Below are 15,277 nucleotides of genomic sequence, written 5' to 3'. Positions count from 1 at the left end.
GTTGCTGCTGTGTTAGCTAGATCACTCTCGCAGAGTGTCCCATTCGAATCCAATACCAAATGGGACGCCGATTGATGTGTTGTGAGCATCAATCGCCAGGCGGATTGTCGCGGCGACAACCGGCGCTGCAAAGTCACCCGTCGTCGGCTTTATTCCGCGATTTCAGCGAAAAATCCGCGTCAAACTCTTTCGAGCAACATCGCGGTACCTTGCCCGAGCCCCACGCACATGGTTGCCAGGCCCCTGGCCGCGCCTTCGCGCTCCATCCTGCCCAGCAGAGTAACGGCGATTCGTGCACCGGAGGAACCAAGGGGGTGGCCGAGCGCGATTGCGCCGCCGTCCCGGTTCACGATCTCCTCGTTCATTCCCAGCCTGCGCATGCAGGCCAATGCCTGCACCGCGAAGGCCTCATTGAGCTCGATCGCACCCACGTCATCGAGTGACCAGCCGGCCCGCCCGAGCACCTTGAGCGTGGCCGGCACCGGGCCGATGCCCATGATCTCCGGCGGCACACCCGCGGAGGCGCCATCGACGATTCGTGCCCGCGCGTGAAGGTTCAGCCGCTCGACGGCACGTCCGCTGGCAACGACGACGGCGGAGGCACCATCGTTGAGCGAACTGGAGTTTCCGGCGGTCACGACGCCGCCGGGGCGCACCACCGAGCGCAGACCCGCCAGCGCTTCGAGGGTCGTTTCCCGTCGGGGGCCCTCGTCCTCCTTGACGGCTCCCCTCTTGGTCTCCACCGGAACGATCTCCGCCAGGAAGCGGCCTTCGTCCACAGCAGCCAGGGCCCGTTGATGCGAACGGAACGCGAAAGCATCTGCATCCTCCCGGGAGATACCATCCACACGCGCCAGCTCCTCTGCCGTTTCGGGCATTGAAAAGGTGGATTTGGGGCGTTCATGGAACTTCGGATTTAAGAAGCGTGAACCGATGGAGGTATCGGCTATTTCGCCCGGGCGTCCGAATGCCTTTTCGGGCTTCGCCAGCACCCAGGGGGCCCGGGACATGGATTCCACTCCGCCGGCCACCACAATATCCGCCGCACCTGACTTGATCATCTGCGATGCGATGATGATGGCGCTGAGTCCGGAGGCGCAGAGCCGGTTCACGGTCATCCCCGGGACACTGTCAGGGAACCCTGCGAGCAGGGATGCCATCCGCGCCACATTGCGGTTGTCCTCTCCCGCCTGGTTGGTGTTGCCCAGGATGACCTCATCGACGTCGGCAGCCTCGATTCCTGCCCGCCGGACAGCTTCGCCGAGAACGAGCGCCGCCAGGTCATCCGGCCGGACACCGGACAGTGAGCCACCGTAGCGCCCGACCGGGGTGCGCACCCCGCCCACCAGGAATGCTTCAGCCATCAACGTGCTCCTCCATTGATATAGAGCGTCTGCCCGGAGACATATGAGGAATCATCGCTGGCGAAGAACGCAATGGCGGCGGCCACTTCCTCCGGCTCCCCGACCCGACCCAACGGAGTGCGTTCGGCCACGGATTTCTGGTGCTCCTCCGGCGTGCTGCCGACCCGTCCAGCAGTCGCGGCAGTCATGGCCGTGGCGATGTAACCAGGTGCCACGGCGTTGACGTTGATATTGAACGGACCCAGTTCCAGTGCCAGCGTGGCGGTGAGTCCCTGGATCCCCGCTTTGGCGGCAGCATAGTTAGCCTGCCCGCGGTTGCCGAGCGCGGAGCGGCTGCTCAGGCTGACAATCTTTCCGTACCGGGCCGGCACCATGAACTTCTGCGCGGCCTTGGCGCAGAGGTAGGCGCTGGTCAGGTTCGTGGCCAGGACGGAATCCCAGTCCGGACGGTCCATTTTGAACAACATGTTGTCCCGGGTGATGCCTGCGTTGTTGACCAGGATGTCGACGCATCCGTGATCGGTGAAGATCCGCTCAAAGACCTCGGCAACCTGTTCCTCGCTGGTGACATCGCAGACGGCGCTGACTGCCGAACCTCCGGCCGCCACGACGGCGGCGTTTGAGCTGATCCCGGCGGCCGTGGCCGCTGCCCTCTCGGCATTCAAGTCCAGGATGGCAACTGTTGCGCCCTCCGCGGCCAGCCGGAGGGCCGTGGCAGCGCCGATGCCCTGCGCGCCGCCGGTGACGATGGCAGTCTTGTTTTTCAGCCTGTTCATTGGCTCTCCCTCTTGGTTTGCTTTACGTTTCGATTGGCTTGGTCTTTGCAACAGGGGTGCGGCGTCATCCGGAGAATGCGGAGATCCCGGTGATGTCGCGGCCGATCAGCAGCGACTGGATGGAGTCCGTTCCCTCGTAGGTGTGGACGACTTCCATATCGGTCATATGGCGCGCCACATGGTTCTCCAGCAGCAGCCCGTTGCCGCCCAGGATGTCGCGGGCTTCCTGGCAGATCCAGCGCGCCTTCTGAGCGGTGTGCATCTTGGCCAGGGACGCCATCGGGCCGGTCATCTTCCCCTGGTCGGCGAGCGCGGCCAGCCGAAAGCAGATCAGCTGCATGGCGGTCAACTCGGCCAGCATGTTGGCGAGCTTGTTCTGCACCAGCTGATAACTGGCAATAGGCTTGCCGAACTGCACGCGTTCCTTCGCGTATTTCACTGCGGCCTCGTAAGCGGCGATCCCGTGGCCCACTGATTCCCAGGAAGCACCGCCGCGGGTCGCGGTGAGCACTCGGGTGACATCGCGGAAGGAGTTCGCCTCGACGAGCTTGTTCTCCGCCGGAATCCGCAGGTTTTCGATAGTGATATCGGGCTGCAGGATCGCCCTTTTGCCGATCTTGCCGGTGATCACCTCGGCCTGGTAGCCCGCCGGGTAGGTACCGTCGCTGTTTTTTTCCAGAATGAACGCCTTGACCTTGCCGTCCGCCTCATCCCGGGCCCAGAGCACGACGACGTCGGCGAAGCTCGCGTTGCCGATCCAGCGTTTGCGCCCATTCAGGATGTAGTGGTCACCGTCCCGGCGCGCGCTCGTTTCCAGCCTCACGGAGTCCGAGCCGTGGTCCGGCTCGGTGAGTCCAAAGGCCCCGATCTTTTCCAGCCTTGCCATCCCGGGAAGCCACCGCTGCTTCTGCTCGTCGCTGCCGAGCGTATTGATGGTGCCCATCGCCAGGCCGGACTGGACCCCGATGAAGGTGTTGATGGAGCCGTCGCCCCGGGCCATCTCCATGGCCACCATTCCGGCAGCGAGGCGGCTCATGCCGGGGCAGCCGTAGCCTTCGATGGTGGTGCCGACGATGCCGAGTGCCGCGATCTTGGGGACGAGGACGAACGGAAACTCCGCCCGGTCCCAATAGTCATTGATGACCGGCAGAAGGTCGGTTTCGACAAAATTACGGACCTTCTTCCGGATGATCCGTTCGTCTTCGGAGAGGAAGTCATCGACCATGAAGTAGTCGCTGTTGATCTCTTCTGTAACCACAGTTTTTCCTTTGTTTCTGGACAGCCGGGCTCGCCGGTAGTGTTCGTCCGGTTGTTGTTTGGGTGGCGCTCAGACCGGCACTTCGGTGCGTAGATAGCGCTCCAGGTAGTCTCTTTCCCCGGCGTTCAGCGCGCGGGCCCTCCCGGTCGCGTCGTCGAGCGAAACCATGACCGTTGAGGCGTCCAGGACCAGATTCCCTTCCTGGTATCCGGCGTAGCCCATGGTGTAGGACCTGGCCCCGATGCGGACCACCCAGATGTGCACGTCGACATCCTGGCCAAACTCGATGGGCCGGCGGTAGTGCAGCGTCAGGGACGCCACCAGCGTGGCTGTCTCCGCGGCAGCGGCCGCGGAGGCCGCGTGGCGCCGCCACTGAATCCGGGCCTCTTCCAGCAGCGTTGCCACGCGCGCATTGTTCACATGGCCGTTGATGTCCTGATCGGACCAGCGGACTAACACCTGTGCGCGGAATTCCTCAGCCAACGAGCCGCACCTCCTTGGCGGCCAGCCAGGTGCGGACCAAGTCGGAGCTGGCATTGAGTTCCGGCGGAGCCAGTTCATAACTGACCGGGGTTTGGGAGAAGGCAACCGGGTGGCGCACGGAGGGAATCCGGCGTTCGCCGTTTCCAGCCATGACGACCGGTTCCAGCCCCAGCTTCCGGGCAAGTTCAATGCCACCCCTGACGTCCTGGATGGGAGCGCATGGCAGGCCTAATGCGGAGAGGTGTTCAAACCACTCCGCCGCGGAACGCGCGGCCAGGCGGTCTTGGAGAATGGGCCGCAACTGCTCACGGTTGGCGTTGCGCTCCTGCGGGTTGCCGAAGCGCGGATCGGCGGCAATTTCGGGAATGCCCAGAGCATCGCAGAGTTTGGTGAACTGGCCGTTGTTTCCGGCCACCACGATCAGCATTCCGTCGCCCGTAGGCATCGGCTCATAGGGGTACAGGCTTGGATGCTCGTTGCCCATGCGGGTGGGTACCACCCCGCCGGTGACGTACGCCGCGGACTGATTAACCATTCCTGACAGGGCCGACGAGAGCAGGTTCAGCTCAACACGCTGCCCTTGGCCGGTATTGTCCTTGTGGTGGAGTGCCCCCAGGATGCCGATGCTGGCATGCAGGCCGGTGATCACGTCGAATATGGCCAGTCCGGCGCGGTATGGCTCGGTGTCCTGCCCGCCGGTGAGGTTCATCATTCCGGACACCGCCTGGACCAACAGATCATAGCCCGGCAAGCCTGCGCCACCGGCGGTGCCGAAGCCGGTAATGGACGCGTAGATGACATCCGGGTTCACCGCGGAAACGCAGTCGTAGTCCAGCTTGAACTGATCCAGTCCACCAGGCTTGAAGTTCTCCACGAGGACATCTGCCTTGGCGGCCAGTTCATGGGCGACTTCAAGGTCTGACTCGTCCTTGAGGTCCAGCACAATCGAATGCTTGTTGCGGTTGACCGACAGATAGAACGTGGCTTCGTCTTCACGGACGGGCGGCTTCCAGCCGCGGGTGTCATCGCCGTGCGGGCTCTCGACTTTAATCACCGTAGCCCCCATGTCCGCCAGCAACATGGTGCAATAGGGCCCGGCGAGGACGCGGGTGAAGTCCGCAACCACCAGACCGCTCAGCGGCCCGCTGCCGGAGCGGCCGAAAGCCTGGTTCAGCCTTGATGCAGCGTCAGTTCGATTCATGTCATGCCTTCCGGTTTGTGCTCCACATCACCCACTGTCCCAAACCCATTACGTCGCGTCCAATACGTATTCCGGCCCTGTTTGATGCCCAAAGCGCAATAAACATCCTTGTCGAGCCATCCTTTCGCAGGCCCGGCGAAGAACATTGATGCTGAAACGCTCTTAGCGTTTGACGCTTCTATCTGTCTGACGCATAATTTGCCCCTATGGAGATTCAACAGATCCGCGCGTTCCTGGCCGTTGCCCAGGAACTGCATTTCGGGCGGGCCGCCCAGCAGATGCATATGGCCCAGCCTCCGGTCAGCCGTGCCGTTCAGAATCTGGAACGGGAGCTCGGCGCCGCCCTCTTTGAGCGCAGCACACGCTCTGTGCGGCTGACCCCGGCAGGCGAGGCCCTGATCCAGCCGGCGACGGATATTCTCGATGCCTGCCGGCGAGCCAGGACCATGGTGACCAATGCCGGCAAGGGCGAGACCGGACGCGTGAGGGTCGCTTTCGCCGGAGCGTCGTCGCACGTCATGGTCGGCAAGCTGGCCAAGCTTGTCCGCAAGACACACCCGGGCATCGACTTCGAGCTGTACAGCTCGAATTTCGCCATCCCGGCCCTGGACAAAGTCGCCAACGGTGCCATGGAAATCGGTCTGGGACGGTGGAATTTCATACCGGCCGCCCTCAGCTCGCGGGTCATTGCCAATGAAAAACTCGTCATAGCCGTGCACGCCGGCCACCCGCTGGCGGGGCGAGCGTCCGTGCGGATGGCTGACTTGGATGGTGAGCCATTCGTGACCCTGCCCGCGGACCCCGGCGCCGTCCTGCGCGACCACCTCCTCAAGCTCGCCAGCGATGCCGGATTCCTGCCATCGATTGTGCAGGTAGCCCCGGATTCACTGACGCTGGTCTCACTGGTGGCTGCGGAAATCGGGGTGGCGATGACCGTATCTTCCGTTGCGGAGAATATTCACTATCCGGGCGTGTTGTTCCTGCCCCTGGAGGACCCCGTGGACCCCGTCTTGCTGCGGATAATTTGGCGCAAGGACAACACCAGCCCCGCCCTCCGTGAGGTCCTGAGGCTCTCTGAAATAGCGCTGCCAACGCCCGAACTCGCATGAGAAACTAATGCGCCAGACGGATCAATAGCGCCGTCATTTGGTATTGGCTCCGAGCATAAATTGCTGTCAGAGTGAACGGGGCGAACGCAAACCGACGCCCTTCAGGCCGTCACTGTCGGAGGATCAAAGATGAGCGTCACACCAGAAACCCTGTCCGAACCGGAACTGCGGACTATTTCCACCGCTGCCGGCCCCGCCGACGAGATCCGCTCGGACGTGCTGGACCTGCGGGGGCTGCTCAGCAGTGACGAGCTGCAGCTACGGGACACAGTCCGCCGGTTCGTGCGCGAACGCATCAAGCCGAACATCAAGGACTGGTACGAAGCTGCGCACTTCCCTGTGGAAATTTCGCGAGAGATGGGTGCCCTCGGGCTCTTGGGAATGCATCTGAAGGGTTACGGCTGCCCGGGCCGGTCCGCAGTCGAATACGGTTTAGCGGCGATGGAACTGGAAGCCGGAGACTCCGGGCTGCGGACGTTCGTCTCGGTCCAGGGCTCCTTGGCGATGAGCGCTATCCACAAATGGGGTTCGGAGGATCAGAAGAACCAGTATTTGCCCGGCATGGCGAAGGGTGAAATTATCGGCTGCTTTGGCCTCACCGAGCCCACGGCAGGCTCGGATCCTTCCAGCATGCAGACCTTTGCCCGCCGCGACGGCAACCAGTGGGTTATTAGCGGCGCGAAACGGTGGATCGGTTTGGCCTCCGTCGCGCAGATCGCAGTCATCTGGGCCGCCACGGAGGACGGCGTCCGCGGATTCCTGGTTCCCACCGACGCTCCCGGTTTCACCGCCACACCGATAGAGCCAAAGCTCTCCATGCGCGCATCGATCCAGTGCGACATCACCCTCGAGAACGTCACAGTGGATGACACCGCCAGATTGCCAGGCGCCGAGGGCCTCCGCGGCCCGTTCTCCTGCCTGAATGAAGCCCGCTACGGCATCATCTGGGGTGCCATGGGTGCTGCCCGGGACAGCTACGAGCAGGCCCTGGACTACTCACTGGAGCGGATGCAGTTCGACAAACCGCTGGCCGCCTACCAGATCACGCAGCAAAAGTTGGTGAACATGCTGCTGGAAATCCAGAAGGGCACGCTGCTGGCGATCCACACCGGCCGGCTCAAGGATGCTGGCACCCTTGCGCCCGTACAGATCTCCGTCGGCAAACTCAACAACGTCCGGGAAGCCATCAAGATTTGCCGCGACGCCCGCGCCATCCTCGGCGGCAACGGCATCACACTGGACCATTCGCCCCTGCGCCACGCCAACAACCTGGAGTCTGTCCGGACCTACGAAGGCACCGACGAGGTCCACACCCTCATCCTGGGTAACCACATCACCGGCATTCCCGCTTTCCGCTGAGCAGAGGATTGCGCGGCCGCCGCGGAGTCGTTGGCCGGCCTCGGCGGTACATGACTGTCACCTCATCAGACAGGACCCGGCCTGAGGCCGGTCCGCCGTCCCCCAACCGAAACATCGTTGTCCGGGACGGTTTTCCGGGCAGTAATTCTCAGCGCCGGAACGTCATGGAAATTCCCTTTGCGCACTAGGAGAAGAGAAATTATGCAGATCAACAAGATTTTGGTGGTCGGAGCCGGAGCCATGGGCTCACAGATCGGCATGGTGTGCGCCCTGGCCGGATACCAGGTCACCATTCAGGATGTCGCGGCAGACATGCTGGCCGCCGCCCGGAGCCAGCTCACCGACCGGATGGACAGCAGCGTGGTCAAGGGGCGCAGGAGCCGACAGGACGCCGAGGCCGCCCTGGCGCGGCTCACCTTCACCACGTCCCTGGAGGCCGGCGCGGCGGACGTCGACTTCGTGATCGAGGCCGCCACCGAGAAACTCGAAGTGAAGCGCAGCATCTTCGCGGCGTTGGGACGGGCAGCCCCGGCACACGCCATTCTGGCCACGAATTCCTCCACGCTGGGCTCCTCAAAAGTGGCCGAGGAGACAGGGCGGCCGGAACAGGTCTGCAATATGCATTTCTTCAACCCCGCCCTGGTCATGAAATGTGTTGAGGTGGTCCGCCACGGCAAAACATCTCCGGACACGGTGGACACCACCATGAAGCTGGCGCGTTCATTGGGCAAGTCGCCCGTGCTTATCGACCGCGAGATCCCGGGTTTTGTGGCCAACAGGCTCATGGGCGCCATCCGGGACGAGGCACTCCGGCTTTACGCGGACGGCATCGCCAGTGTCAGCGACATCGACACTGCGGCCAAGACGGCGCTGGGCCACCCCATGGGGCCGTTTGAGCTGATGGACCTGGTGGGCCTGGACGTGAGCTACCTGATCCGGCAAGCGACCTTCGAGGAAACGCAGGACCCGGCAGACCTGCCTCACCCGGCCCTGAAGGAGCTTTACGAACAAGGGAATTACGGCCGGAAAACCGCGCATGGCTGGTACCGATATGACCAGTCCGGAACCCGCATCCAGTAATGCGCCGGCGAAACCCGGCAGGACCACCCCACAAACCCACGCAAGACCGGTCCTCAGCGTCATCATCATGGCCTCACCCATGATCAAGGCCGGGGCCGCTGACACTGACGTGGCTGGCGGCGTCGAGTCCACGAGCCGTGCACGGCGCAATTGTCCTCGCGATCTTCGGACCCAAGACAAGGCCGAAACCCTTGGCAGTCTCCCCTCTGCAGATGCTGTTGCCCTTCTCCCGCACCGTAGGTACTCAGGGCAGCACCACAAAAACCCGCCCAACTTCTCCTCCACAGGCAGGGATCGTTCCCAGCCTCCGGACGTAAACTGACCTTCGCACCACCTCCAGCTCGAACACCAGCGGGACAGAACCTTTGGAGCCGCCCATGCTCTGGAAACTGCTTGTTGAATACCTGCGGCCGCACCGGCAGCTGCTGATCGCCGTCGTGGTTTTCCAGCTGGCGCAGTCCATCGCGTCGCTGTACCTGCCCACCCTGAACGCGGACATCATCGATGAGGGGGTGGCCAAGGGGGACACCGGCGTCATCCTGAGCCTGGGTGGCCTGATGCTGGGGATCACGCTGCTGCAGATCGTGTGCGCCGTGATTGCCGTGTACTTTGGGGCGAAGGCGGCCATGGGGGCGGGCCGGGATCTGCGCGGGACCATCTTCACGAGGGTGGGGGAGTTCTCCGAGCAGGAAGTCACGAAGTTCGGCGCGCCCAGCCTGATCACCCGGTCCACCAACGACGTCCAGCAGGTGCAGCAGCTGGTGCTGATGGCCGCCACCATGATGGTTGCCGCGCCGATGCTCGCCGTCGGCGGCGTGATTATGGCCGTCCGGCAGGACGTGCAGCTGTCCTGGCTGATCGCCGTCGCCGTGCCCGTGCTCATGATCGGCGTAGGGCTGATCATCACCCGGATGGTGCCGCTGTTCCGGAAGATGCAGAAGCGGATCGACACGGTGAACCGGGTGCTCCGCGAGCAGCTCACCGGCATCCGCGTGGTGCGCGCGTTCGTCCGCGAGGACATCGAAAGCGCCCGCTTCGCCCAGGCCAACGAGGACGTCACGGACACCGCGCTACGTGCCGGCCGGCTGGTGGCGCTCGCGTTCCCCGTGGTGATGCTGGTGCTGAACGTTTCCAGCGTGGCCGTGATCTGGTTCGGCTCGTTCCGGATCGAGGACGGCTCCATGCAGGTGGGCACCCTCATCGCCTTCCTGAGCTACCTGATGCAGATCCTGATGTCCGTCATGATGGCCACCTTCATGGCCGTGATGATCCCGCGCGCCGCCGTCTCGGCGGACCGGATCGGCGAGGTGCTGGGGACCGAATCCAGTGTGCGGCCGCCGCTGAAGCCCGTGAGCAGCGCGGTTCCGTCCGGCGGGCGGCGCCGCGGGGAGCTGGAAATGCGCGACGTCGGATTCGCCTACCCGGGTGCCGACCAGCCCGTCCTCTCCGGGCTCAGCTTCACCGCCAAAGCGGGGCAGACGACGGCGATCATCGGCAGCACCGGCGCGGGCAAGACCACCCTGGTGAACCTCATGCCGCGGCTGTTCGACGCCACCACCGGCTCGGTCCGGATGGACGGCGTGGACGTCCGCGAGCTGCACCCGGACCTGCTCTGGGGGCACATCGGCCTGGTCCCGCAGCGGCCCTACCTGTTCACCGGCACCGTCCGCAGCAACCTGCAGTACGGCAAACCGGACGCCACCGAGGACGAACTCTGGTCCGCCCTGGAGATTGCCCAGGCCCGGGATTTCGTGGAGGAGATGGAGGGCGGGCTGGATGCGCCCATCTCCCAGGGCGGCACCAACGTCTCCGGCGGGCAGCGGCAGCGGCTGGCCATCGCCCGGGCCCTGGTGAAAAGGCCCGAGCTGTACATCTTCGACGACTCCTTCTCCTCCCTGGACACCGGCACCGACGCCCGGCTGCGCCAGGCCCTCAAACGCAGCACCGCCGGCGCCACCCTGGTGATCATCGCCCAGCGCGTCTCCAGCATCGTGGACGCGGACCAGATACTAGTGCTCGACGACGGCAGGATCGTGGGGCGCGGAACGCACCGCGGGCTGCTGGAGACGTCCGAGACGTACCGGGAGATTGTCTCCTCCCAGCTGGCAGCGGAGGAGACGGTATGAGCACGCACAACCGGCCGACGTCGGGCGCCACCCACACAGCCGCCCCCGGCGGAACCGCGGCGGCCTCGAAAACCGGGACTGCCGACGTCGTACGTATTCCCCGTCCGGCGGGCGGACCGGGACGCGGCGGGCCGTTCGCGGGGATGAACGTCCCGGCGGAGAAGGCGATGAACTTCGGGCCGTCGGCCAGGCGGCTGGTGGGCACGCTGCGGCCGGAGCGGGCGTGGCTGCTGCTGGTGCTGATCATGGGGGTGGCCAGCGTGACGCTCTCGGTGATCGGGCCGCGGCTGCTGGGGGAGGGCACCAACCTGATTTTCGCCGGGGTGGTGTCGCGGGAGCTGCCCGCCGGGGTGAGCAAGGCGGAGCTGATTGCGCAGCTGCGGACCGCGGGGGAGAACCAGAGGGCGGACATGCTGACGCCCATGGCGCTGACGCCGGGGCAGGGGATCGACTTCGCGGCGCTGTCCGGCGTGCTGTTGTGGGCGCTGGTGCTGTACGTGCTGGCGTCGGCGTTTATGTGGGTGCAGGCGTATGTGCTGAACGGGGTGGTGCAGCGGACGGTGTTCGGGCTGCGCGAGGAGATCGAGGCGAAGATCCACCGGCTGCCGCTGCGGTATTTCGATTCGATCCAGCGCGGCGAGCTGCTGAGCCGGGTGACCAACGACGTCGACAACATCTCCCAGAGCCTGCAGCAGTCCATCAGCCAGGCGGTCACGTCGGTGCTGACGGTGGTGGGCGTGCTGGTGATGATGTTCATCCTCTCGCCCACGCTGGCGCTGATCGCGCTGGTGACCGTGCCGCTGACGCTGGGGATCACGGCGCTGATCGCCAAGCGCTCGCAGAAGCTGTTTGTGGCGCAGTGGAAGCACACGGGGGAGCTGAACGGGCAGATCGAGGAGACGTACACCGGGCATGCGCTGGTGAAGGTGTTCGGCCGGCAGCGCGAGGTGGAGGAGCGGTTCCGGCAGAAGAACGTGGAGCTGTACGACGCGAGCTTCGGCGCGCAGTTCATTTCCGGGCTGATCATGCCGGCCATGACGTTCATCGGGAACCTGGTGTACGTGGGGATCGCGGTGGTGGGCGGCCTGCAGGTGGCGTCCGGGGCCATGCAGCTGGGCGACGTGCAGGCGTTCATCCAGTACTCGCGGCAGTTCACCATGCCGCTGGCGCAGCTGGGGTCCATGGCCAACCTGCTGCAGTCCGGGGTGGCGTCGGCGGAGCGGGTGTTCTCGTTGCTGGATGAGGACGAGGAGTCTGCTGAGCCTCCCGGTGGTGCTCCTGCTTTTGGGCGGGGGCGGCTGGTGTTCGAGGACGTGTCCTTCTCCTACTCGCCGGACAAGCCGCTGATCTCCTCGCTTTCTTTGGTGGCGGAGCCGGGGCAGACGGTGGCGATTGTGGGACCCACCGGGGCGGGGAAGACCACGCTGGTGAACCTGATGATGCGGTTCTACGAGCTGGATGCGGGGCGGATAACGCTCGACGGCGTGGACGTCACCTCAGTGCCGCGGCGTGAGCTGCGCTCGCGGCTGGGCATGGTGCTGCAGGATACGTGGCTGTTCGGTGGGACCATCCGGGACAATATCGCGTACGGTCGGCCTACTGCCACGGAGGACGAGATCCTGGAGGCCGCGCGGGCGACGTACGTGGACCGGTTCGTGCACTCGCTGCCGGAGGGGTACGACACCGTGCTGGAGGACGAGGGCTCCAACGTGTCCGCGGGGGAGAAGCAGTTGCTGACGATTGCGCGGGCGTTCCTGGCCCGGCCCTCGGTGCTGATCCTGGATGAGGCGACGAGCTCGGTGGACACCCGCACCGAAGTGCTGGTGCAAAAGGCGATGAAGGCCCTGCGGTCGGACCGGACGAGCTTCGTGATCGCGCACCGCCTGTCCACGATCCGCGACGCCGACCTCATCCTGGTGATGGAAGCCGGCCAAATCGTGGAGCAGGGGACGCACGCTTCACTACTGGCCGCGGGTGGGGCCTATGCCCGGTTGTACGAGGCGCAGTTCGCGGCTCCGGTGGCGGAGGTTTAGGTATCGTGCAATTGAGCATCCCGACCGCTTCTGCGTCGGCCTGCTGTTCGTTTTCAGATGCGCTTAACTCGCTACGTGATCATCGAACTTAAGACGGGCAAGTTCCAGCCAGATAGGCAGGCGTTTCTGCCGCCCCGTGTCAGATTGGGATTCAAGAGTGTCCACTGGGGTCGTGCGGGAACGCTTTTTGGACCCTATTCTGACGGCGTTTGAATAGCTGCCTGACGTCAGGTTGGGGTGTACCTCTCTGAGACCGAGGGCAAAAGCTGAAGGCGTGCGTCACTGGCGGCCATGGCTGGAAGATGGATCAGCAACCGCTCAGCAGGATCCCGGGACCTGCCTCACTCTGGGCCGGGCCGCCAGCTGTCGAGCGTCGGGGAAAACGGGGGGTGGTTTCCGAAAAGCCTGCCCCTTTCAGTCTTTGCCATCAGTAAATAAATTCATCATGGCTGGCTAGCGTGACTGTCCCGCTCTGCTTCGCTGAGGACAGCGTTGAGGCGTGGTACTGAACAATGAACCATGTCTGACCGTCCCTGCGGAGCACGAGGGATAGCTGCACCGGCACCGTTCTTCCGGCTGGGTAGGTGAAGTGGACGGCGGCGAATCCGGAGACGAGATGCGGGGTTAGTTGGCGGCCTTGGATTACTTGGAAACTGGCCGTGATTCCGGGGGGCAGGGCATCGTAGTAGTCGAAAACCTCGTTACGTCCGGTGAGCAGAGTTGGGCTGAGCCCTTGAAAGAGCGCATCGAGTGAAAAGAGTTCGACCATGCCTGCAGGCGTATGGCGGTCAAAAGCGAGCTTCCAGGCCGTTAGAGATTCTGCCAGGACGCGCGTAGGAAGCGTGGCTGCCGCGCTATTGATGTTCACCTCTCAAGGCTAGTGCAGCTGGGACTCTATCGTCTCGAGGGAACCTTTACGACTGCAGCACGGCAAGTTCACCCTTCTTTGGGCTAAGGCTGGGTGGTGGCGTTGAGTGCTTTCCTGAGGATGTCGATGTCCTCTTGAGTGGAGCCGCCGGAAATCCCGACCCCAACTTTCTCGCCTTCTACGAGGCTGACAGGTGCGCCACCGCCGAAGGCAATGAGTTTGCTTCCTGAGTTGACGGCGAGTCCATACAGCGGCTGGCCGGGCTGCACCTGGTCCGTGAGTTCCTCGGTTGCAACGTCGAATGATGCTGCTGTGTAGGCTTTGCGGAATGCCATATCCAGTGAGTGCAGGGGTGCTCCGTCCATTCTGTGCAGGAGGACCTGGTTTCCGTGGGTGTCTACGATGCTGACGACGATACTCAGGCCGGCCTCTTTGGCTGCTGTTTCAGCGGCCGCGGCGATTTTTTGTGCTTCTTCAATCATGTGGATTTCCTTGTGCTGGAAGGTTTTCTATGTGTAGGCAGGAGTGGGGACATTCGGGTCCAGCAGTCCTTCGGCCGCCAGCTGGTTCCAGAGCTCTTGGGGTATGTCCTGCTCGAGCCAGGAATAGTTTTGGTTCTGTTGTTCGATGCTGCCTGCTCCCATGCAGATGTTGGTGATGGCCGGGTGGGCTGCTGCGAATTGGGCGGCGACGGCTCCAAGGGGAACGTTGTAGCTGTGGCATATGTCTTCGATGGGCCGTACCTTGGCGATGACGTCAGCGCTGGCGGGAGCGTAGTTGAAGCGGGCGTTGGGTTGGGTTCCTGTGGCGAGGATGCCGGATCCGAAGATTCGGCCGTTGATGACTGCGATGCCTCGTTCCCGGCACAGGGGGAGGAGTTCAGTATTGGCCTGCTGATCCAGGAGGTTATATGTCCCGGCGATGAGTATGCAGTCGATGTCCGCGGCGTTGGCTGCTGCAATGCAGACGTCTGTCTCGTTGACCCCGATTCCTATGGCGGAGGCGACTTTCTGCTCGCGCAGTGATTCGAGTGCTTTGAATGCACCGTTCACTGCTTCGTGGAACCGTTGGAGGTATTGGTCTCCGTGGGTCCACCGGTCGGTGTCGTGGACGAGCAATACGTCGAAGCGGTCTGTGCCCATTCTCTGCAGGCTGTCTTCGACCTGTCTCATGACACCGTCATAGGAGTAGTCGTATTCCATTCGCATCGACGGTGTCTGCAGCCAGGGTCCAGTGTCGAAGGTCCCTTTGGGAGCGGGGTGAAGGGTGCGGCCGACCTTGGTAATCAGCGTGTAGTCATTCCGGTCCCGGTCCATGAGGTCGTCGGCAAGCCGGTATTCGGCGAGCCCGTGACCGTACATCGGTGCGGTGTCGAACAGGCGCACTCCCGAATCCCAGGCGTGCCGGACCAGGGAGCGTGCCGTTTCCGTGGTCATCACCTTTCCCATATTCCCGAGGGCCACGGATCCGAAACCGGCCAGGGAGGTGGACCAGCCGGAGCTCCCAAACTTGCGTTGTTCTGTGACATGGAATGGTCCCAATGGTTTTCCTATCGGTGGGCGTAAAGCCAGGGATTTATTGGTTAGACAATGATTGAGCCGGATGGCGGCGGCGCTTTAA

Annotated in this window: 13 protein-coding genes; 5 read left to right on the top strand and 8 right to left on the bottom strand. The window is 63.6% G+C overall.

Annotated features, from left to right (window positions below):
- Positions 1 to 179: 179 nt before the first annotated feature.
- The 5 genes from ACX80X_RS04040 to ACX80X_RS04020 form a co-directional block, all read right to left on the bottom strand.
- On the bottom strand, positions 180 to 1,364 hold the full coding sequence (locus tag ACX80X_RS04040) for a thiolase family protein (protein WP_252608248.1): 1,185 nt from the start codon (positions 1,362 to 1,364) through the stop codon (positions 180 to 182).
- A complete protein-coding gene (gene fabG, locus ACX80X_RS04035) occupies positions 1,364 to 2,140 on the bottom strand; it encodes a 3-oxoacyl-ACP reductase FabG (RefSeq protein WP_252608249.1) in 777 nt (258 codons plus the stop codon). Before fabG ends, ACX80X_RS04040 begins: the two co-directional genes overlap by 1 nt.
- A gap of 64 nt (positions 2,141 to 2,204) precedes the next feature.
- A complete protein-coding gene (locus tag ACX80X_RS04030) occupies positions 2,205 to 3,398 on the bottom strand; it encodes an acyl-CoA dehydrogenase family protein (protein ID WP_308293015.1) in 1,194 nt (397 codons plus the stop codon).
- Positions 3,399 to 3,467: 69 nt separating this feature from the next.
- Positions 3,468 to 3,881, bottom strand: coding sequence for an acyl-CoA thioesterase (locus ACX80X_RS04025; protein WP_252608250.1), 414 nt, complete (start codon positions 3,879 to 3,881; stop codon positions 3,468 to 3,470).
- Positions 3,874 to 5,082 carry a CaiB/BaiF CoA transferase family protein gene (locus ACX80X_RS04020; protein WP_252608251.1) on the bottom strand — a complete coding sequence of 403 codons (1,209 nt, stop codon included), beginning with the start codon at positions 5,080 to 5,082 and terminating at the stop codon, positions 3,874 to 3,876. The genes ACX80X_RS04025 and ACX80X_RS04020 overlap by 8 nt, the downstream gene beginning before the upstream one ends.
- A 206-nt stretch (positions 5,083 to 5,288) precedes the next feature.
- Here ACX80X_RS04020 and ACX80X_RS04015 point away from each other — a divergent pair, with 206 nt between their 5' ends.
- The 5 genes from ACX80X_RS04015 to ACX80X_RS03995 all read left to right on the top strand — a co-directional run bounded on the left by ACX80X_RS04015 (position 5,289) and on the right by ACX80X_RS03995 (position 12,789).
- Positions 5,289 to 6,191: a LysR substrate-binding domain-containing protein gene (locus ACX80X_RS04015; protein ID WP_252614855.1), complete on the top strand. Its 903-nt coding sequence runs from the start codon at positions 5,289 to 5,291 to the stop codon at positions 6,189 to 6,191.
- Positions 6,192 to 6,320: 129 nt separating this feature from the next.
- Positions 6,321 to 7,550, top strand: coding sequence for an acyl-CoA dehydrogenase family protein (locus ACX80X_RS04010; RefSeq protein ID WP_252614857.1), 1,230 nt, complete (start codon positions 6,321 to 6,323; stop codon positions 7,548 to 7,550).
- Between the two features lie 201 nt (positions 7,551 to 7,751).
- Positions 7,752 to 8,630, top strand: a complete 879-nt coding sequence (locus ACX80X_RS04005) for a 3-hydroxyacyl-CoA dehydrogenase family protein (RefSeq protein WP_252614858.1) — start codon at positions 7,752 to 7,754, stop codon at positions 8,628 to 8,630.
- A gap of 377 nt (positions 8,631 to 9,007) precedes the next feature.
- Positions 9,008 to 10,756: an ABC transporter ATP-binding protein gene (locus tag ACX80X_RS04000; RefSeq protein WP_459311270.1), complete on the top strand. Its 1,749-nt coding sequence runs from the start codon at positions 9,008 to 9,010 to the stop codon at positions 10,754 to 10,756.
- A complete protein-coding gene (locus ACX80X_RS03995; RefSeq protein WP_305884357.1) occupies positions 10,753 to 12,789 on the top strand; it encodes an ABC transporter ATP-binding protein in 2,037 nt (678 codons plus the stop codon). The genes ACX80X_RS04000 and ACX80X_RS03995 overlap by 4 nt, the downstream gene beginning before the upstream one ends.
- A 427-nt stretch (positions 12,790 to 13,216) precedes the next feature.
- On the opposite strand, the gene ACX80X_RS03990 is transcribed toward ACX80X_RS03995, so the two are convergent.
- The 3 genes from ACX80X_RS03990 to ACX80X_RS03980 all read right to left on the bottom strand — a co-directional run bounded on the left by ACX80X_RS03990 (position 13,217) and on the right by ACX80X_RS03980 (position 15,120).
- Entirely contained in the window at positions 13,217 to 13,657 is a 441-nt protein-coding gene (locus ACX80X_RS03990) for a nuclear transport factor 2 family protein (RefSeq protein ID WP_252608259.1), read from the bottom strand.
- A gap of 83 nt (positions 13,658 to 13,740) precedes the next feature.
- Positions 13,741 to 14,139, bottom strand: coding sequence for a GlcG/HbpS family heme-binding protein (locus tag ACX80X_RS03985; RefSeq protein WP_252608260.1), 399 nt, complete (start codon positions 14,137 to 14,139; stop codon positions 13,741 to 13,743).
- 27 nt (positions 14,140 to 14,166) lie between these two features.
- Positions 14,167 to 15,120 (bottom strand): aldo/keto reductase, encoded by a 954-nt coding sequence (locus ACX80X_RS03980; RefSeq protein WP_308293016.1) that lies wholly within the window; start codon positions 15,118 to 15,120, stop codon positions 14,167 to 14,169.
- Between the last annotated feature and the right edge of the window lie 157 nt (positions 15,121 to 15,277).

The sequence above is a fragment of the Pseudarthrobacter sp. MDT3-1 genome, assembly GCF_054510755.1.
The sequence above is the reverse complement of the archived record's forward strand: the minus strand, read 5'-3'. Positions and strand labels throughout refer to the sequence as shown.